We start from the raw sequence: 19,901 nt of genomic DNA, 5'->3' as shown, positions 1-19,901 counted from the left end.
TTTAACTTTTACGACATTAACCGATGGGATTTTTGCTGAGATTATTTTCGAAGAACGGCCTATTCGTCTTCTTTATATTTCTGCAACTCATAGCCTTGGTTTTGGTTTTCAGCAGAAATTCAATGCAACAGTCGTGGGTTGCAGGACAAACTGCGGCTTTTAATTCCTGGGTTTCTGGATATATTGACGAAGGTGCTTCTTACCTGAAACTGAAACAGATCAACGAACAGTTGGTTGCTCAGAACAAAAATTTGATGGAGCAGGTTTACGGTAATAACTCTACGGGAAAACCACAATTCAGAAAAGTTCACGACACCATTGGAGGTGGCCAGATTTATACGTTTGTTGACGGCGAAATCGTTTTCAACAGCATCAACCGAAAAGACAATTATTTCACCATCAACCGTGGAAAAAGAGATGGCGTCTTACCTAAAATGGGCGTTATGGCACCAAACGGAATCGCAGGAATTGTAATTAATGCAACAGATTCTTACGCGCTAGTTCAATCGATTTTAAGTTTAAATAAAATTAAAATTAATGCTGCGCTGAAGAAATCAGGTTATTTCGGAACTTTAACCTGGAGAGGTGAAGATTCCCGAACCATGCATTTATCTGATGTTCCAAAATATGTTCCCCTACAAATTGGAGATACGATCATAACCGATGGTAAGTCTGCTATTTTCCCGCAAGGAATTATGATCGGTAAAGTTGCTGGTTACGAGGTCGACAGCAAAACCGGTTTCTGGGATATTTCTGTAGAATTGAGCGAAAAGATGGGAAATCTGAGTAAGGTCTATGTGGTAAAAAATCTAAAAAAAGCAGAAGTTAAAAAAATTGCAGATACTTTGCAGGCGACGATAAATAAAGAAAAATGATAAGCAGAACACTATTTACAGATCTTCTGATGATTGTTTTGCTCATTGCATTACAAATTTTTGTGCTGAACCGCATTATGCTTTTCGGTAAATATACGCCGGTTTTGTATCCGGTTTTTGTGATGTTTTATCCGTTCTTTAGAAATAAATTTCAATTTTTAGCTTTGAGTTTTATTTTGGGATTAGGAATTGACGCTTTTATGTACACTTGGGGAATCAACACCTTTGCGACGGTTATGATCGCGTATTTCAGAACATTGATCTTTCGTACTTCTACAGATACTTCTACCGATTTCTTTTCTTTTCAAACATTACAGTGGTCGCAATACTTCTTTTTTATATTCTCCAGTATTTTTCTGCATCAATTTCTCGTGCAATCTATTGAGTTTTTTAAATTGAGCAGGTTATTCGAAATATTCATTAACATTTTAGCAACGAGCGCGATCTCATTTGTATTCATCGTTCTCTACGCTTTAGCATTTAAAATCAAACAAAAAGTTTGAAGTCACAATATCTTAAAATCACCGTCATCTTAGGGATAATTGCTTTAATATTCATAGCAAGACTTTCTTATTTACAGCTTTTCACAGACCGATATGCTTTAAATGCAGCGAATACGTCTATTAAAACTGAATACATCATTCCGCAAAGAGGCGTTATTTTCGACCGCAACGGGAAGATTATGGTGGGAAATCAACCTTCTTACGAAATTTCTTTTACGCAAGCATTGATGAAACCTGATTTTGATACTTTAGATTTTTGTAATCTGATGAAAATCAATAAGCCTAATTTTATCAAAATCATCAACTCCATTAAAAACGAAAGATATTACTCGAAATTGACGCCGATGACTTTTATGAAAAACTTAAGTCGGGAAGAAATTGCAAGAATTCAGGAAATCATTTTTAAATATCCGGCTTTTAATATTGTTTCTAGACCTCAGCGCCAATATGAAGTTTCTACTTCTGGAAATCTTTTGGGGTATACGAATGAAGTAAATGAGCGCGAACTTAAAAAAGATTCGGCGTATTATTTACCCGGAGATTTTATCGGCAAAACCGGTATTGAAAAGTCCTACGAAAATGATTTGCGCGGAACAAAAGGAGTGCAGTATATTCAGAAAGACATTCGCTTAAGAAGCATTGGTTCTTATAAAAATGGCACTTTAGATAAAGATGTTGTTACCGGCAAAGACATTACTTTAACCATCGATTACGATTTGCAGAAAATGGCAGAAGAAATGATGGTCAACAAACAAGGCGCCATCGTCGCACTTGATCCGAAGACGGGAGAAATTTTAGTAATGGCAACAGGTCCTGATATTGATCCAAATCTTTTCATCGGTCCGGAAAAAACTAAAAATCTCTACCGTTTGCAAATGGATACGGTTTATAACAGCCGACCTACTTTTGACCGGTCTGTTCAGGCGGCGTATCCACCAGGTTCTACCTTTAAATTGCTTACTGCAGCTGCAGGAATGCAGATGGGTGTGATGGATGAAAATACGATTTTCCCCTGTGGTGGTGGATTTAATTATCGGGGATTGCGCGTGAAAGGTCACGGTGGTGCAGTTCCATTAATTCCCTCTATCCAGGTTTCCAGCAACTGTTATTTTACCTACGCTTTTATCGCCATCATGAATAAATATCCCGGAGATCCTACGAAAGGAGTTGATGAATGGAAAAAAATCATGAGCAGTTTTGGGGTCGGAGAATTTTTAAACAATGATCTGGCGGTGGGTTCAAAGGGAAGAATTCCGAGTGGTGAATTTTACGAAAAAAGAAGTGGTGGCAAAAAAGACTGGAGCTCAGCATACACCATGAACGGTTCCATCTTTAATGGAATGGGACAAGGAGATGTGTTACTTACCCCAATGCAAATGGCAAATGCAACAGCTGCGATCGTAAATAAAGGATGGTATTATACGCCTCATATCGTAAAATCAATCGATGGAAAACCAAATCCAGATCCAAGGTTCAAAGTAAAGCATAAAACTTTGGTCGACCCTAAGTATTTTGTTCCGATTATGAAAGGGATGGAAGCTGTTGTTTTGGCAGGAACAGCCAGAAGTTTGAAATCCAATGATTTTACCATGCTTGCAAAAACGGGAACAGCACAGGTACCACAAGGAAAAGATAACTCGATTTTTGTCTTGGCAGCTCCCGCAGAAAATCCTAAAATTGTAATTGCAGCCGTAATGGAGCACGCCGGATTTGGTGCAACCTGGGCTGGACCCGCAGCAACTGCCATTGCAGAAAAATATTTAACGGGTGATCTGAAGCGGGAACAATTGTACAAAAAATTAGTGAACGCCAGTTTTATGCCTGAATATAAAAGACAATGGGTTGTTGAACTAAAAAGAAAAGGCTTGTACAAAGAACCTAACAAAGATTCTGCAATAATCCAAAATCTTAAAGACAGTTTGAAAGTTGTTAAAAATGAAGCCATAAAAACTAAACTTATTTACAAAATGGATTCTTTGCGGTCTAAATCAAAAATTAATACACCGACCAAATGAAGTGGACAGAAGGTTTAGATAAGCTCAGTATTTTTCTCTATCTCGCCATATCCCTTTTTGCCGTGGCAAATATCTATAGTGTTGACGAAACTTTAGGAAAAAAACAACTGATTTTTTTCTGTATATCTCTTGTGGTGGGACTCATGATCTTTATGATGAGAACGAAATTTTTCGAAAATTTCTCCAGTATCATCTATGTTGGCGGTGTTCTTTTGTTGATCGGATTATTCCCTTTTGGGACAGAAATTTTAGGACAACGAAACTGGTATAAATTTGGTGGAATTACGATGCAACCTGTAGAATTTGCAAAAATTGGGGTTTCATTGATGCTCGCCAATTATGTTTCCGGACCAGATTTTAATCTGAAAGTTAAAAAATCTTTATGGACTTCTCTAGCCATTATCGGAATTCCGGCAGTAGTGGTTTTAGCAATCCCCGATGTGGGTTCTTTGCTTGTATTTACCGCTTATTTTATCGCACTTTTCCGGGAAGGTTTAAGCGGCTGGTTTTTCGGAGTTGGTGGAATTTTAGCGGCTGTATTTTTGACAGCCTTGGCAATCGATCCTGTTTACATCATAATAGGTATCGCAGTTATCTACGGGATCATTATTTTATTTAATTACTACAAAATTCACTGGGATATTTATTCCGTTGTCTATTTTATAGGTTCATTTGTACTCCTTTGCGGATTGGCTTACGGTTCCCCAAAAATTCTGGAAAAGATGCCTAAACACCAACGGGAAAGAATTGAAGTTCTTTACAAAGGTGAAAAAGCATTTCGCGACACTTCGGGATATAATTTATTATACTCGAAAACGGCAATCGGATCAGGTGGTTTTTTTGGAAAAGGATATAAGGAAGGTTCAGTAACGCAAGGAAAATTTGTTCCGGAGCAGGAAACGGATTATATTTTCTGTACTGTCGGCGAAGAATGGGGCTTTTTCGGAGCTTCTGTCCTGGTCATTTTTTACACTCTTTTTATTGGGCGAATTTATTATCTATCTGAAAAGCAGAAATCAACTTTCAATCGTGTATTCGGTTATTGCTTTGCCTCCATTTTGTTAATGCACTTTGCCATCAATCTAGGAATGGTCATGGGACTTTTCCCTACTGTTGGAATCCCGTTGCCTTTTTTCAGTTATGGTGGATCTTCTTTTTTAGCATTTTCGATCATGACTTTTATTTTCTTCAAACTTAATTATACCGATCGAAATAGTTTGGTTTAATCTGGAAGCAACTTAAAATTTCTACTTCATTTTTAATGTAAATTCAGGACTTGAGTTTTAAAAATTTAAGCGATAGTTTCTCTAGTTGATTTAAGTCTGTAATAAAGGACTCAAACAAATTACACTTAACTCCACATCAAAATTGATTCCCTTCATCTTGAAGGATGAAACTTGTTGGAATATGTTTAAGGTCTTTTAAAAAGGAAAAATAAATGAGCTACCTGGAATTTAGAGTCTTGTTCCATTCCCTATTTATTTCTTATTAAATTATCCTTTAAACAGACCGATCTTTAGTAAGGATTAATGATGATAAACGACAAAAAAAGCTACCGTTTCTGGTAGCTTTAAATCAATTATCTAGAATATAACTTTTAATTGTTATTTGCAAAATTACTGTTAAAGGTATTTTGAGACATTACTCTTTTTGCAAATCTGAATTTCGGTCCCCAATACGAATCATCGAGCGAGGAAATCATTACTCCTTTCGAAGTTGCTGAGTGAATAAATGTGACTTCACCTTCTGCTGTAACGTTTTCTACGATCCCTACGTGAGATATTTTACCTCTACCGTGTGAAAAGAAAACTAAGTCTCCTTTTTGAAGGTCTTCCTTATTAATTTTTTCTCCTTCCTGAGCTTGTGATGCTGCTACTCTTGGTAAACTCATCCCGGTTACTGCGCCGAAAACTGACAGTACAAATGCAGAACAGTCGATCCCACTTCTTGTCATCCCGCCGTAACGATAAGGAGTTCCTAAATAAGTTTCTGCTTCTTTTAAAATATCGTCTAATTTCTGAGTAAATCTTACTGTTCTAGAAATCTCTTCATTTTTTAAAGATGCTTCTAAAGTCTTTGCTGCTGCGAACTTCTCATCTTTGAAACTGTTTAACAATTGCGCTTTTGCAGTTTCTAATCTTTTATTATCAAGTGATGCAAGTTTGGCATCTGATTTGTATTCGTTAACGTAAGTCTGTGGTGCTGATACCACATAGTTGGTTACACAAGATTGCAAAGATATAGTAGCAATCACTCCAACTAAATAAAACAGAACTCTTCTCTTCATATATATATTTATTTTCTGTGTTAAAAAGTAATATTTGTTTTTAAATGCAAAGCAAAAGTAAGTATTCAAGTTTTAGAATGGGTGAAAACACCTTTTTCACAAACTGTATTTAACACAATTTAACATTTTAAAGTGTAATGTTAATGGAAAAATAACCGCAATCCCTTTATTTAAGTGATTGCGGTTTTATTTTTTTTGTGATTTGTTAACATTTATTTAGTACATCTATAACATGCATATGAATTCTCTATGAGTCAAAAACAAAAATCCCGCTGTTAAGCGGGATTTTACAGTATTATTTAACTATCAGTTATCTTGTAAACAAGAGCTCCCTGTATTTTGTCATTGGCCAAAGTTCATCATCAACCATCATTTCCAACGCATCTGAAGAGTCTCTGATCTTCTCAAATAGAGGTTTCACATCATTACAGAAAATTTCTGCCATCTCTTGAGAATTATCAGCAGCTTTACCAGTGATAATTGCAGCTAGCAAACGATCAACCTCAACTTTTATAATAGACACATGTTCTGAAATTTCAGTGATCATATTCATTTGCTCACAAGCTAATTTCTTAAACTCTTTTTCTCCAAAGATTTCTTTCAGTCCTTTTACATTTTCGATCAGCCGGTTTTGATAATTCAAGGCACAAGGAATAATATGATTTCGTGCAATGTCTCCCAAAACAGTCGCCTCAATAGAAACTACAGTAGAATATTTTTCTAATTTAATTTCGTTTCTCGCTTCAATTTCTCGGTGTGTGTAAATTCCTAGATCTTCGTAGAGTGCAACAAACTTATCATCCATCTCTCTTTTTAAAGCTTCTGGCGTCGTTTTCAAATTGCTCAACCCGCGTTTCTCAGCTTCTACTGCCCAATCGTCTGAGTAACCATCTCCCTCAAACATAATATTTTTGGAGACCTTAATATATTCTCGTAAAATATTGAAGATCGCTTCGTCTTTTTTCAAGCCTTTGTCGATCAACGCATCCACTTCAATTTTAAACTCCTGCAACTGTTTCGCTACGATAGAATTCATTACCGTCATTACTTCCGCACAGTTTGCAGACGATCCAACGGCTCTAATTTCAAACTTATTTCCGGTAAAGGCAAACGGCGAAGTTCTGTTTCTATCGGTATTGTCTAATAAAATCATCGGTATTTTACCAACAACATTTAATTTAAGTTCTGTTTTTTCTTCTGGCGAAAGTTTTCCATCGGTTACTTTTTCCAACTCTTCTAAAACGCTGAACAACTGCGTTCCGATGAAAACAGAAATAATCGCAGGCGGCGCTTCATTGGCTCCTAATCGGTGATCATTACTTGCAGAGGCGATACTTGCGCGCAAAAGATCTGCGTAATCATGTACTGCTTTGATGGTGTTCACGAAAAACGTCAAAAACTGTAAATTCTTTTTTGGATTTTTTCCTGGACTCAATAAATTTTCTCCTGTATCTGTTGCCATACTCCAGTTATTGTGTTTCCCACTTCCATTTACTCCTGCAAAAGGTTTTTCGTGGAAAAGGATATGGAAATGATGCTTGTGAGCAACTCTCGCCATAATATCCATTAATAAGGAGTTATGATCAACCGCCACATTTACTTCTTCAAACATTGGCGCCAACTCAAACTGGTTGGGTGCAACTTCATTATGACGTGTCGTTACCGGAATTCCCAACTTCATACACTCGATCTCGAGTTCTTTCATAAAGTTCATTACTCTCGTTGGAATCGAGCCGAAATAATGATCATCTAACTGTTGCCCTTTTGCCGGAGAATGTCCCAGCAAAGTTTTCCCCGTAATGACTAAATCCGGTCTTGACTGATACAATGCTGAATCCACCAAAAAATATTCCTGTTCCCAACCTAAAGTCGGACTTACTTTGGTGACATTTTTATCAAAATAAGATTTACAAATATCAGTGGCCGCCATATCGACCGCATTTAATGCTCTTAATAATGGGGCTTTATAATCTAATGTTTCACCTGTGTATGAAATAAAAATCGACGGAATACAAAGCGTCGTTCCCACAATAAACGCAGGAGAAGTCGGATCCCATGCGGTGTAACCTCTCGCTTCAAATGTATTTCTGATTCCACCGTTCGGGAAAGAAGAAGCATCTGGTTCCTGTTGAATCAACATTCCACCAGAAAATCTTTCAATTGCACGGTCTGTTTCGAAAGGAGTAAAAAATGAATCATGCTTTTCCGCAGTTGACCCTGTTAAAGGTTGAAACCAGTGCGTATAATGAGTTGCTCCTTTGCTTAATGCCCAGTCTTTCATGGCAACCGCAATTTGATCCGCGACATCGCGCTGTATTTTGGTTCCTCTTTTAATTGCGTCCTGTATTGATTTAAAAGCTTCCTGAGTCAAATACGACCTCATCGTTTCTTCAGAAAATACATTCTGACAGAAAAGTTCAGATAATTTTGCAGGAACGACTACTGCATTATCTTTTCTGTAATCTTTAAAGGAAAGCATTTCTAATGCTTTAAATCTTAAGTATGCCATTTGAATTTGATTTTAATAACGCAAAATTACAACAAAAAGTAATTAAAAATTATTTTACCCCATGTTTTTTTGCTATAATTCTGCAAATTTATTAAAATTTTAACACTAACCCCCCAATTTTATACAGGTGTTTTTTTAAAGTTAAACTACTCTTCATTAAATCGATACTTCTTTTTATTCCGTTTGAATTGTTTATTTTTGAATTAAAGTTATTAGTATGATCCATAAATTTATTTTTCTCCTCACCTTCTTCCTTTTTCAACTCTCATTTGCCCAAAATTCAGAATCCATCTATTATGATAAAGAATGGAAAGTGACAAACAAAACGAACGCTTCATTTTATAGGGAAATGCCAATGAAAACTTTGGGTGAACTTAATTTACTCCGAGATTTTTATATGAATGGCACTCCGCAATTTGAAGGTTACATTTTAAAAAATGATGAGAATGCTTATGTTGGAGATATTACCTGGTATGATGAAAATGGAAATGACACCACTTTTCGGCAGTATGTAAACAAGTCTAAGAATCCTACGCTTACTTACTACCATGAAAATGGTAAAATTCGGAAAACAGTTCAGTACAAAAATGGGATTAAAGACGGCGAAACAATTATTTACGATAAAGACGGGGCTATTTTGATGAAAGGAATTTATTCCAAAGGAACACCAAAAAGTGGAGATTTTGAAATCATCACTGAGGATTACGAAAACAATAATTCCGATGAACCACAATTACAGAAAACAGTTGGAGTCGAACCACCAATGCCTTACTCTGCTGTTCCTGAAAAAACCAGGAAAGTCTATGAAAAAACTGTTTCTCAAAAAATATTCTGGAACAATTCAAATAAACTGGCTCAGGAGAAAGTTTATGCCATGCTTGCTGATGATTCGAAATTGATCAGTCAAAAAAATTATGATGTAACGGGAAAGCTAATTCAAACCCTGAATGAAAATAATTTAAAAAAGTACAGCAGCAAAATTAACGATGGAATCGAATATCAATATTTTCTCCAGAACAATTTTGCAACCGGTTTACAATCATCCACCAATTATGCAAAAGGCGAAAAATCCGGGAAATCGATTTCTTACACTCCACAAGGAAAAGTTTATTCTGAAAGCAATTACCGGGAAGGTTCAAAAGAAGGCGAGGAAATTACTTTTAACGAAAATGGAAGCCCAAAAAGTAAAAAAACGTACAAAGGAAATGACCCTTTCAATGGAAATTTCGATGAAAAAATAGCGGAATTTGAAATCAACTCTAATTATTTGAATGGACAGAAAGAGGGAGAATCAATCGCTAAAAATGAGCAAAACGAAATCGCAGCTAAAGGAATTTATAAAAATGGAAAACCCTTCAAAGGAACCTTTATTACTGATAAATCATCTGATCAACAAAATGAATTGATCAATGTCGAAAACTACAAACAAACTGGATTGCAAAAAGTTTTTAATTACAGACTCGATAATCCTGAAAAAACATACACCATTCAAAATGAAAAGCTCAACGGCTTGACGACCTTCTATAATGACGATGGAAAAGTAATTGCGACGCTGGAATATAAAAATGATGAACCTTACAACGGAACATTAATCGGAAAAAAAGAAACAACATTTTATAAAAATGGAAAAATAGAGGCTGAAACCGTTTATAAAGATGAATATTCAAAAGAAGAGAATAATATTTCAAAGAAAAAGTTTTACGAAAATGGAGTTCTCGTAAAAATATTGGATCAGTCTTTTGCAATTCAGGATCACCCACAACAAGTTTATGAAGGGATTTTTAAAAACGGCAAACCTTACTCCGGTTATTTTGTAACCGATGAAGACAGTGAATTTAAGGAAATTGACTATTTCGAAAATGGAAGTCCGAAATTTCAATACTCCAATAATTATTTGGAAAACATGGATAATTACCGCTACCAATCATACAATATTAAATCAACTTACAAAGACGGAAAAATTTTTGATGGTGTAGAATATGTGCTTAACAATCGGCAATTCATTTCAAGACACTTAAAAAACGGCATACTTCAAAGTTTCGACTGGGACTTATTTGCAGTTAACTATTTCAATAGGATCCATTTCGAATTAAAGGGAAACAGTATAGAAATCAGCGATCTGCAGGAGAAGAAAAAAGCCACCATCAAAATCGAAAATACAGACAAAGGATTTACCAAAAAATTGCTGATCGACGGCAAACTTCTCGAATCCAGAAACTATTCTTCCCCCGAAAATGCATCTAACAAATTTTATGAAAGAGTTACGCTCTACTTTATTAAAAATGACAAAATAAGTTCTGCTACGATCGACCTTCATGAAAAACCAAACGAAAATTACGGAGAATCGAAATTTATATACACCGTTTACAATTCGATCGATGACCAACTAAAAACCGCGACCGAAATTTTCAATCATTTATCCGAAAACGTAAGCGGCGGTCAATTTCTGGATCAATCAGAAGATGAGAGTACAATTACTGCGATAATTATGGACTCTACTGGAAAACCGAAAGAAGGAATTTTGATTACAGATCTTAAAAATGACATTTACAATCTGCAGTTATTCGACAAAGGAAAGATGATAAAAAGTGTTCAAAATATCCCTTTTAAAGACGTAGAAAAAGAAATCAGCAAACTAGGAAAGGATCATTAAGGTCCTTAGAATTTTTTTTATCGGATTAAATACATTTTTTAAAAACCTAAAATAATGCATATTAACGATTAATAATCTTTATAAAAAGCCAGATATTTTTTAAAACTGCTAATATGTATTATCTTTGCCAAAAGATACTCCTATGGTAAATTCACGTGCAAGAGAAACGACTGAAGCAATTGAGCGACTTTATGTTTCTATGCGACACTTATTCTATCGCGGTTTTTTCAAACCATCCGGGATCTCCGGAGAAAGCCTAAGATCACTACTAACAACCATTAATCCTGAAATTTACGGAACGATGGGCGTTCCAAATAAAATTGAATTAGACGGACTTCATTACGTTTTAGACCGACTTCCGGAAGGAATTGAGGAATGTTCATTCATTCACTTAACGTCTGACGAAGGTTTTGAAAAAGGAAGTTTTGAAGTAATTGTTCCGAAGAAAAGACGGAGAAACTGTTATAGAATCGACGAACACCAGATGAATATTGAAGTTCTTTTGGGTCGTTCTGAAATTTATGATATTCTTACTCACCTTACCTTCTTATATATAGAAGCTGACAAAATTCGCAACCTCGCATTTATTTCTGATGAAAATGACAAGCCAACACGCGCCTGGAAAATTATTGAAGAAGTTGCAAAAGGCGAGAAAAAATTCAGCAGAAAAGAAAAAGAAGTGGCTTTGATCCATCTTTCCTCTCTTCTGGGGAGAACGTTTGATGAAACACTCAATGCTTACAACAGTTTCGGTGATGATAAAAATCCAGATCGTCTTTTCAAAATTATTTATCATCTTGGCGACGAAAGTTTTAACGATTATAAAAAAATCAGAGAGCGCGAAATTCATTTCTCTGCAATTCTACGCGAAAGAGTAGGCCATCATTTCTTTGGAGAAAAATGGGCCAATAACGTAAAACGCGTTTTGGCAGAAAATGATTTGCACATGAGACCATTGCACATTATTTCCGCCAATATGCATTCTGTGAAAAATATGCTTTATGCCAATGATGCCGTTGGAAAAAAAGCCACAAAAGATGTAGATTATAAACTGTACGAAGAAATTTCTAACAAGAAATCTTTACAGGAAAAAGTGCTTCACCATTCTCAGAATGCTGGTTTAATTTATATTAATGATCATAGCGGAAGCAATATCGACGTGCAAATCATTGATCTAGCAAAAACTGATCTGAAAAACACGCCTTTCGCAGGACTAAAATTCTCTGGCGACGATGTTATTTTGGTTTTCGATTATGCTTTTGGTGAACAAGCCTATGAAATCATGGACGAATTGCTTCGACCTTACGATTACAACGGTGAGATTTATACCATGAAAGTGAAATCTATTTCCATAATGGGTAAAGCAGGAATTCTGATGGGTGGAAAAGGCGATATTATGATACCGACTTCTCACGTTTTCGAAGGAACTGCCGATAATTATGCTTTCGAAAATGCTTTACAGTTAGCAGATTTCGAAGATGAAGAATTGCAGGCATTCGAAGGTGGAATGGTTACCGTTTTGGGAACTTCACTTCAGAATAAAGACATTCTAAGATATTTTATGGATACTTCCTGGAAAGCGATCGGTCTGGAAATGGAAGGAGCGCACTACCAAAAAGCAATTCAGGTAGCCTCGAAAATCCGTCATCATATTTCCGAAGATCTATTTGTAATGTATGCTTATTACGCTTCAGATAATCCTTTGGAAACCGGTTCTACGCTATCTTCAGGTGGTTTAGGATTAACCGGTGTGAAACCAACTTATCTCATTACCCTTAGAATTCTGGAGAAAATTTTAGCATCTTCCGAAAGTAAAAAATAATTTTATTTGGGCGCCTTAATCCGCCCTCCGTTCCCGCTATTTTTTGCCAAAGCTTTGGCCGACGCAAAAAATATGAGCTCCACTCAGGTCGGGGCGCAGGTGGGATCCAATAATAAAAATATAATTTAATAGAAAGCTTTTCCCTTTGTGGAAGAGCTTTTCTTTTTTCAAAAATTCCTATCTTTCCATTTCAAAAAATTTTTAAGAAATGAATAAAGGACTTCTCGTAATTTTCGCTTTCGTTTTCGGAATGGTTTCAGCACAGCAAAAAGCTTATTACCAACAATACGCCAAATATAAAATGGATATCGATGTTGACGCCGAAAACTTCTCTTACCAGGGAAAACAAACTTTAACCTACACCAATAATTCACCCGACGAACTGAAGGTTGTTTACTTTCATCTCTATTGGAACGCGTTCAAAGCAGGATCGATGATGGATCAAAGAGTTGGCGGACAAGGAAAAAACGGTGATTCGAGATTGCAGAAAGACGGAATTTCCCGCTTAGCTTCTATTCCTAAAGACGAAGAAGGTGCACAAAACATTCATTGGATCAAACAAAATGGCAAAGACCTGAAATTTGAAATTCAGGAAACCATTATGAAAGTTCAGTTGGCAACACCCATAAAACCAAACACTTCAACCACTTTTACAATGGATTGGGACGCTGTAATTCCAATGCAGATTCGTCGCGCTGGAAGAAATAACCGCGAAGGAATCGATATGACCGTAACACAATGGTATCCGAAAATTGCTGAATACGATTACGATGGTTGGGCAACTTTCGATTATATCGGTAGAGAATTTCACGCCCCATTTGCCGATTTCGATGTCAACATTAAAATCGATAAAAATTACGTTGTCGGAGCCGGTGGAACTTTAGAAAATCCACTGGAAGTAAAAGGCTACGACGACAAAGCAAACATTAAAACAGACGATAAAAACAAAGCAACTTGGCACTGGACGGCAAAAAATATGCTCGATTTTGCCTGGGCTGCAGATCGCGATTATACGGTAGAAAATTTCACCGTTCTCGATGGACCAAAAGTGTATTACGTTTATCAAAAATCTGAGAAAACGAAACTTTGGGAAACATCTAAACCTTACGTTACCCAGTTCTTCCAATTGATGAATGCTACTTTCGGACGATATGTTTATCCATCTTATAGCTTTATTCAAGGCGGCGATGGCGGAATGGAATACGGAATGTGTACGATGATTCTGGGAGAAGGAACGAGCCTGGAAGGACTTCTTGGATTAATGGTTCACGAAGGTGGTCACTCCTGGAATCAGCAGATCATGGCGTATAACGAAAGTGTGCGACCCTGGATGGATGAAGGTTTCACGAGTTATTATGAAAGTTTGGTCATGCACCAACTTTTCCCGCCCAAAGAAGCAACCGCAAATCCATTTGTGGGTACTTTGAACGGTTATAGAAATTTTGTGAAAAGAGGAATTGAAGAACCTGCAGTTTGGTTGGGAGATCATCACGATAATGGAACAGCTTACACCTATTCGACTTACGTGAAAGGCGAACTTTTCCTTGTACAACTCGGTTACATTATGGGCGAGCAAAATTTATCTGCAACCATGAAAGAGTTTTACCAAACCTGGAAGCTAAAACATCCAACCGACAGAGATTTGATGCATATCGCGCAAAAAGTTTCCGGAATGGATCTGAAGTGGTTTCAAAATTATTGGATTAACACTACGAAAACAATCGATTACGGAATTAAAGACGTGAAATACGACGCCAATTCTACGACGATCACTTTGGTAAATAATGGTACTGTTCCCATGCCGATTGATTTTTCGATTATGACGAAAGATAAAAAAGTAGTGAATTACCAGATTCCTTTAAATATGACTCATGTGTGGAAAAGCAAAGATATTTATGGCGACTTCACTACTTTGAATTACTGGCCGTGGACGCAGAAAGAATACACTTTTACAATTCCTTATAACAAATCTCAAATCTCAGTTCTTGGAATCGATTTTTCTCAAAGATTGGCGGATGTGAATTTGGCAGATAACATGTTGGAAGTGAAATAAGAGATTCTTACCAATGAAGATTTTCAATTACTTTTTAATTTTTCTGCTCTTTTTTTCGTGTTCAAAATCTGAAGTTAGAACGAATGAAAATTTCTCCGCTCTGAATAATAAATCCATTGCTTTATTGATCGAAAATGTTGAAAAGGAAAATGACGTAAATATCTATTCCGGAAAAATTGTAGAAAAAAATTCAGATTACTTTTTCATAAGTGCAGATAAGAAAATAAATCTTACCCTGGATATTGACAAACTTAATCGCATAAAAAAAATTGATCCTGAAATGGAAATCAAAGTCCCTTCCTTAAAAGGCTACCAATATTTTTTATGGTTAACATTGGGAAATGTTCCAAAGGATAATAAAGAAAGTCTAAAAGACACAGGAATTAATTGGGAGAAGTGAAACTTTTTTCTAATAATACATTATATAAACGCAGTTAAAACCTTTACAATCTACTAGGTTTTGCAGGTATTAAGTTTTTGGTATTTTTATCTTAAAAAATATCCAATCTAAGATCATTCAATTATAATATCTGTGACCGAAAACACCACGGAAAATTTCAAAATCAATGAATTCAATCGTCATCAACATCGGAAATACCAATATCAGATTCGGCCTGTTCGATAATGACAACTGCGATATTTCGTGGATCATTAATACCAAACCGTACCGAACAAGTGATGAAATGCAGGCTCAGTTTATGATGATGTATCAAAATCACAAAATTGAAGCCTTGAACATTGACAAAGTAATTGTCGGCTCCGTAGTTCCACAACTCACGTATGATATTACGCGTGCTTTGAAAAAAATTCATGGTAAAAACCCCATTGTTGTTGATCGAAATACACCTTCTGATGTAGAGCCGAAATCGAAACAGATGGGAACTGATATTTACGCGAATTTAGTCGCTGCACATCATCTTTACCCTGCAGATAAAAAGAAAATTATTTTCGATTTCGGTACCGCCTTGACCGCAAGTTGTATTGATGAAAAGGGAGAAACTCTGGGTGTAATCATCGCTCCGGGAATCATCACTGCTCTTAATTCTCTAATTCATGACACCGCGCAACTCCCCGAAATAGAATTGATAAAACCCAAAACAGTCCTTGGTTTAGATACGGTTTCCTGCATGCAAAGCGGAATGGTTTATGGCTATTTGGGAATGGTTGAAGGGTTCGTTGACCGAATTAATGAAGAAGTTAACGCAGACTGTTTCGTAATCGCAACAGGTGGAGTTTCCCATGTTTACAAGCCACTAACGCAGAAAATTCATATTGCAGATCGATTGCATACCTTGAAAGGGTTGTATTATTTGGGGAAAGATCTCTAAACAAAACGTGATGGTTGAGTGAATGGTGAATTACTTTGCTGTGAATTTGGTGAATATTGAAATCATTTTAAGAAATACCAAAAGAATTCACTCATAGAAAATTGACCTGAAAGAATTCACCAGCAGGAATTGACCCTAAATCCTATCTTTTACTTTTAAAAAATTCTTTTACGATCACCGAACATTTATTTTCCATAACTCCTAAAACAATTTCGGTTTTGGGGTGAAGTTGTAAATTTTTATTGATGAAACCTCTTTGCTCATCTCTTGCACCGATCACAACTTTTGAAATCTGAGACCAGTTCAAAGCTCCGCAACACATTACACACGGTTCAAGGGTGACATAAAGGGTACAATTCTGCAAATATTTGCCGCCCAGAAAGTTCGCAGCTGACGTGATCGCCTGCATTTCTGCATGGGCTGTAACGTCATTTAAAGTTTCGGTAAGATTATGCGCTTTGGCTAAAATTCTGTTGTTAGAGACGATGATGCAACCGATGGGAACCTCATCTTTCTCCAGAGCAATTTGAGCTTCTTGTAAAGCCATTTTCATGAAATATTCGTCGGTAAACATAGATGGGATGTTTGGTGTTGGATGCGGGATGATGGAAGTTGGAAGTTGGAAGTTATTAAGTAAAAATTTTATTCAAAAGATAAACTTAAGGGAAGCCTCATTCTATATCTCACAGGAACTCCTTTAAATTTTGCTACTGAAAATTTATTTTCAACTAAATAAACAGCGAGTTCTGCCTGGGTATTGAAATCGTTGTTACTTCCGGCAGCTTTTACTTCGGTTATAGATCCGTCGCGTTCGATGACAAATGTAATCTCACATCTGAATATTCCATCTCCTGTGATTGCCTCAGTATCAAAATTATTACCGACTTCACTTCTGAACTGATTAAATCCACCCGGATATTCAGGAATTTCTTCTGTTTGTTTACTAAATTCTGAATCTTCGGTAGAACCAGCGATATTGTTTCCCGTACCTTCAGATTTTATACGTGCTAATTCCTGAAGATTTTCTTGGTTTCTTTTAGAATTGATGAGGGAAATCTCATTTCTGCATTGATCGGAAATCTTTCTTTTTTCCTCTGACAAATTGGTCTTCTTTAGATCTGCCTCACAGATCTTACTGTAATTTTCGACCTGTATATCGTACTTCTGTTTTATTATCTTCAACTGTTTAGTTTGCTGACTGAAGGCGAAACTTGTTGTTGCAAAAAAAGCAACTGCTATTATTTTATTAACCATTATTCAAAATTCATTGCTAAAGGAAGTCGGAATCTGTAGCGAACTGCGGTTCCGTTGATGATTGCGGGTGAAAACTTCTCTGGCAAAAGATACATGGCGATTTCTGCTTGACGGTTGAATGCGAAATGATCTCCCTCTGCGTGTACAGAACTGATCGTTCCATCTTTTTCGACTACGAATACGACATTGGTTTTGATGACTTTCTGATCGGGTAAAATGGCTTCTGTATAAAACAAATCCGCAACTTGCTTTCTTAAAGTATTAAATCCGCCCGGATATTGTGCCTGATCTTCCAAGATTGTCTTTTCAGGATTTTCGGAGGCGAATTGTGATGAACTTTTATGGGTTCGGCTTGCTAAGTCTTCGCGGTTTTTCACTTTGATCAAAGTTCCAATGAAAGCCGTGTTTTGTATGCTGTCAAGTTTCATCATGAATTCTGAAAAATCTTTTTTAATGCCAATCTTTTTTGGAACCTCTTTTTCTAAATCGAATTTCTTTTTAAATTCGTTATTGAGCATAAACCTCTGATAGTCAAAAAATTTCTTGGCGGAGACAAATTCTTCGTTTTGCTGGGCATGCAAAAAGTAACTGCTGCAAAGAAGGATGATATATAATAATTTTTTAGGCACAATCTGGTTTTCGAGTCTTGTAAAAATAAGGAAAAAATATGAATGCGATCTAAATTGATGAACGGAGTAGAATTCTTTCGGGAGAGAACCGGATCTTCTTTTTAGCCCCGATTGAAAGGTCTGTTTGAGCTCTCCCGATGCATTTGATCGGGAAGCGAGTAGTGAAAGCGGGAACACCTGAGGAAAATAGCGAAACCTTTGTTGCTCCTTAAAAAAAATTCCCGCCCAAATGAATGAGCGGGAATCTGTAAATTTTGAGAAAATTTTATGCTTCGAAAGATTTTTCTTCCGTTGTTGGAACAAGCGGAGATTGATCTTTAACTTCTTCAGCTTCTTCTTCGTCATGTTCTTCGCCCGCAGCACCTTTAAGTGCAGTTCTAGACATCTTAACAGCAACAACTACTGCGTTGTCTGGATGCATGAAACTGAAATTATTGGTTTTGATGTCGCCTACGTAAAGTTTACCTCCGATTTTCAAAGAAGTAACGTCAACAACGATTTCATCTGGTAAGTTACCAGGAAGTGCTTTCACTTTCAATTTTCTGAAAGATTGTCTTAGAGATCCCCCTGCAACAACACCTTTTGAACGACCTGTAAGTGCTACAGGAACTTCCATAACGACAGGTTTGTCATCTGACATCTGATAGAAATCAGCGTGTAAGATTTTGTCGGTTAATGGGTGAAACTGGATGTCTTGAAGGATTGCTGGAATTGTTTTTCCGTCAACCTCAATAGATACCGTGTGTGCTTCGGGAGTATAAACCAAACCTTTGAAAGATCTTTCTTCTGCAGAAAAATTTAGGGTTTCAGTACCTCCGTAAACAACACAAGGAACTAATTCAGCATCGCGCAAAGCTTTTGTAGATTTCTTACCTACGCTTTCTCTTTTTGTACCTTGAATTGTGATAGATTTCATAATATGTTTAAAAAAATTTTAAGGGTGCAAATGTACCAATTTTTTTTTAAATAATAAATTTCTCGCTGATGGATTTGTGTTCGTGAACCATTCGCATCACATCGGCAAAAAGTTCGGCACAGGAAAGTACTTTTATTTTGGAAGAAAGTTCGGTTTTAATTGGAATACTGTCGGTTACAATGACTTCCAAAAGGGCAGACTTTTCTATGTTTTCGTACGCTTTACCGGAGAGTACGCCATGAGATGCCATTGCACGAACGCTTTTTGCTCCATTTGCCATTAAAATATCTGCAGCTTTGCATAATGTTCCGGCGGTATCGATCATATCGTCGATGAGAATTACATTTCGATCTTTTACATCTCCAATCAGGAACATTTCATCAACTACATTGGCTTTTTTTCTTTCTTTATAACAAATTACAACTTCAGCTCCTAAATGACTTGCGTAATTTTTTGCTCTTTTTGCACCACCCATATCTGGAGAAGCGATGGTCAAATTTTCTAGATTTAAAGATAAGATGTGGTCAATGAATAAAGTAGAAGCATACAAATGATCCACTGGAATTTCGAAAAATCCTTGAATCTGATCGGCGTGCAGATCCATCGTCATCACTCTGGTTGCTCCGGCCGCAGTCAAAAGATTGGCCACTAATTTGGCTCCGATCGGTGCTCTTGGCTGATCTTTTCGGTCTTGTCTCGCCAAACCGTAATAAGGAAGAACTACAGTAATACTTTTTGCTGAAGCACGTTTTGCTGCATCAATCATCAGTAATAACTCCAGAAGATTGTCTGCTGGTGGAAAAGTGGACGCGATCAAGAAAACTCTCCCGCCTCGTACAGATTCATCGAGAACAGGTTCAAATTCGCCGTCACTGAATTCCTGTACTTTAATTTTTCCTAATTCCTGCCCATAGAAGTGGGCGATTTTTTCCGCTAAGACCTTGCTGGTCCTCGTGGAAAACAAATAACTTGCTTGCTCAGCCATTTTTACTTTTTTAGATTCACAAATTTAAAAAAATAAAACCACTCGAGGAATCTCAAGTGGTTTTAAAATATG

Annotated in this window: 16 protein-coding genes; 9 read left to right on the top strand and 7 right to left on the bottom strand. The window is 36.6% G+C overall.

Going from position 1 to position 19,901, the window contains the following annotated elements; genetic code table 11:
• Window positions 1-23 precede the first annotated feature (23 nt).
• The 4 genes from mreC to rodA are packed head-to-tail and all read left to right on the top strand — an operon-like array spanning window position 24 to window position 4,619.
• Window positions 24-875 carry a rod shape-determining protein MreC gene (gene mreC / locus OA86_RS06270; protein WP_039350309.1) on the top strand — a complete coding sequence of 284 codons (852 nt, stop codon included), beginning with the start codon at window positions 24-26 and terminating at the stop codon, window positions 873-875.
• Entirely contained in the window at window positions 872-1,378 is a 507-nt protein-coding gene (locus OA86_RS06265; protein WP_039350307.1) for a hypothetical protein, read from the top strand. The genes mreC and OA86_RS06265 overlap by 4 nt, the downstream gene beginning before the upstream one ends.
• Window positions 1,375-3,393: a penicillin-binding transpeptidase domain-containing protein gene (locus OA86_RS06260; protein ID WP_039350305.1), complete on the top strand. Its 2,019-nt coding sequence runs from the start codon at window positions 1,375-1,377 to the stop codon at window positions 3,391-3,393. The genes OA86_RS06265 and OA86_RS06260 overlap by 4 nt, the downstream gene beginning before the upstream one ends.
• Complete coding sequence (gene rodA, locus OA86_RS06255) at window positions 3,390-4,619, top strand: rod shape-determining protein RodA (RefSeq protein ID WP_039350303.1); 1,230 nt, start codon at window positions 3,390-3,392, stop codon at window positions 4,617-4,619. Before OA86_RS06260 ends, rodA begins: the two co-directional genes overlap by 4 nt.
• Before the next feature lie 371 nt (window positions 4,620-4,990).
• Here the strand turns inward: rodA and OA86_RS06250 are convergent, their stop codons facing one another.
• Together OA86_RS06250 and OA86_RS06245 are read right to left on the bottom strand one after the other, a co-directional pair.
• Window positions 4,991-5,680, bottom strand: coding sequence for a C40 family peptidase (locus OA86_RS06250; protein ID WP_039350295.1), 690 nt, complete (start codon window positions 5,678-5,680; stop codon window positions 4,991-4,993).
• 310 nt (window positions 5,681-5,990) lie between these two features.
• Window positions 5,991-8,189, bottom strand: coding sequence for a glutamine synthetase III family protein (locus OA86_RS06245; RefSeq protein WP_039350293.1), 2,199 nt, complete (start codon window positions 8,187-8,189; stop codon window positions 5,991-5,993).
• Window positions 8,190-8,406: 217 nt separating this feature from the next.
• Here OA86_RS06245 and OA86_RS06240 point away from each other — a divergent pair, with 217 nt between their 5' ends.
• From OA86_RS06240 to OA86_RS06220, 5 genes are all read left to right on the top strand, one after another.
• Window positions 8,407-10,842, top strand: coding sequence for a toxin-antitoxin system YwqK family antitoxin (locus OA86_RS06240; protein WP_039350291.1), 2,436 nt, complete (start codon window positions 8,407-8,409; stop codon window positions 10,840-10,842).
• A 142-nt stretch (window positions 10,843-10,984) separates the two neighbouring features.
• Window positions 10,985-12,664, top strand: coding sequence for a DUF6909 family protein (locus tag OA86_RS06235; protein WP_039350289.1), 1,680 nt, complete (start codon window positions 10,985-10,987; stop codon window positions 12,662-12,664).
• A 208-nt stretch (window positions 12,665-12,872) separates the two neighbouring features.
• A complete protein-coding gene (locus OA86_RS06230; RefSeq protein ID WP_039350287.1) occupies window positions 12,873-14,717 on the top strand; it encodes a M1 family metallopeptidase in 1,845 nt (614 codons plus the stop codon).
• A 13-nt stretch (window positions 14,718-14,730) separates the two neighbouring features.
• Complete coding sequence (locus tag OA86_RS06225; RefSeq protein WP_039350285.1) at window positions 14,731-15,117, top strand: hypothetical protein; 387 nt, start codon at window positions 14,731-14,733, stop codon at window positions 15,115-15,117.
• A gap of 166 nt (window positions 15,118-15,283) precedes the next feature.
• Window positions 15,284-16,045 (top strand): type III pantothenate kinase, encoded by a 762-nt coding sequence (locus OA86_RS06220; RefSeq protein WP_039350283.1) that lies wholly within the window; start codon window positions 15,284-15,286, stop codon window positions 16,043-16,045.
• A 142-nt stretch (window positions 16,046-16,187) separates the two neighbouring features.
• Here the strand turns inward: OA86_RS06220 and OA86_RS06215 are convergent, their stop codons facing one another.
• The 5 genes from OA86_RS06215 to OA86_RS06195 all read right to left on the bottom strand — a co-directional run bounded on the left by OA86_RS06215 (window position 16,188) and on the right by OA86_RS06195 (window position 19,829).
• Window positions 16,188-16,619: a nucleoside deaminase gene (locus tag OA86_RS06215; RefSeq protein WP_039350281.1), complete on the bottom strand. Its 432-nt coding sequence runs from the start codon at window positions 16,617-16,619 to the stop codon at window positions 16,188-16,190.
• Between the two features lie 68 nt (window positions 16,620-16,687).
• Window positions 16,688-17,299 (bottom strand): hypothetical protein, encoded by a 612-nt coding sequence (locus OA86_RS15265; RefSeq protein ID WP_052257408.1) that lies wholly within the window; start codon window positions 17,297-17,299, stop codon window positions 16,688-16,690.
• On the bottom strand, window positions 17,299-17,817 hold the full coding sequence (locus OA86_RS06205) for an energy transducer TonB (RefSeq protein WP_039350567.1): 519 nt from the start codon (window positions 17,815-17,817) through the stop codon (window positions 17,299-17,301). The genes OA86_RS15265 and OA86_RS06205 overlap by 1 nt, the downstream gene beginning before the upstream one ends.
• A 376-nt stretch (window positions 17,818-18,193) precedes the next feature.
• Window positions 18,194-18,844: a 50S ribosomal protein L25/general stress protein Ctc gene (locus OA86_RS06200; RefSeq protein WP_039350279.1), complete on the bottom strand. Its 651-nt coding sequence runs from the start codon at window positions 18,842-18,844 to the stop codon at window positions 18,194-18,196.
• 46 nt (window positions 18,845-18,890) lie between these two features.
• The gene (locus tag OA86_RS06195) at window positions 18,891-19,829 is read right to left on the bottom strand and encodes a ribose-phosphate pyrophosphokinase (RefSeq protein WP_039350277.1); all 939 of its coding nucleotides are present in this window, start codon (window positions 19,827-19,829) and stop codon (window positions 18,891-18,893) included.
• Window positions 19,830-19,901 lie beyond the last annotated feature (72 nt).

Origin of the sequence: Kaistella jeonii (assembly GCF_000812865.1) — a bacterium.
GTDB classification, from domain to species: Bacteria; Bacteroidota; Bacteroidia; order Flavobacteriales; family Weeksellaceae; genus Kaistella; species Kaistella jeonii.
This window is presented reverse-complemented; position numbering and strand designations above follow the sequence as displayed.

Coding starts and splice junctions, on each gene's coding strand:
- OA86_RS15265 (WP_052257408.1), bottom strand. CDS start 17,299: ATGGTTAATAAAATAATAGCAGTTGCTTTTTTTGCAACAACAAGTTTC.
- OA86_RS06195 (WP_039350277.1), bottom strand. CDS start 19,829: ATGGCTGAGCAAGCAAGTTATTTGTTTTCCACGAGGACCAGCAAGGTC.
- OA86_RS06265 (WP_039350307.1), top strand. CDS start 872: ATGATAAGCAGAACACTATTTACAGATCTTCTGATGATTGTTTTGCTC.
- OA86_RS06215 (WP_039350281.1), bottom strand. CDS start 16,619: ATGTTTACCGACGAATATTTCATGAAAATGGCTTTACAAGAAGCTCAA.
- OA86_RS06230 (WP_039350287.1), top strand. CDS start 12,873: ATGAATAAAGGACTTCTCGTAATTTTCGCTTTCGTTTTCGGAATGGTT.
- OA86_RS06220 (WP_039350283.1), top strand. CDS start 15,284: ATGAATTCAATCGTCATCAACATCGGAAATACCAATATCAGATTCGGC.
- mreC (WP_039350309.1), top strand. CDS start 24: ATGGGATTTTTGCTGAGATTATTTTCGAAGAACGGCCTATTCGTCTTC.
- OA86_RS06240 (WP_039350291.1), top strand. CDS start 8,407: ATGATCCATAAATTTATTTTTCTCCTCACCTTCTTCCTTTTTCAACTC.
- OA86_RS06250 (WP_039350295.1), bottom strand. CDS start 5,680: ATGAAGAGAAGAGTTCTGTTTTATTTAGTTGGAGTGATTGCTACTATA.
- OA86_RS06225 (WP_039350285.1), top strand. CDS start 14,731: ATGAAGATTTTCAATTACTTTTTAATTTTTCTGCTCTTTTTTTCGTGT.
- OA86_RS06235 (WP_039350289.1), top strand. CDS start 10,985: ATGGTAAATTCACGTGCAAGAGAAACGACTGAAGCAATTGAGCGACTT.
- OA86_RS06200 (WP_039350279.1), bottom strand. CDS start 18,844: ATGAAATCTATCACAATTCAAGGTACAAAAAGAGAAAGCGTAGGTAAG.
- OA86_RS06205 (WP_039350567.1), bottom strand. CDS start 17,817: ATGCTCAATAACGAATTTAAAAAGAAATTCGATTTAGAAAAAGAGGTT.
- rodA (WP_039350303.1), top strand. CDS start 3,390: ATGAAGTGGACAGAAGGTTTAGATAAGCTCAGTATTTTTCTCTATCTC.
- OA86_RS06245 (WP_039350293.1), bottom strand. CDS start 8,189: ATGGCATACTTAAGATTTAAAGCATTAGAAATGCTTTCCTTTAAAGAT.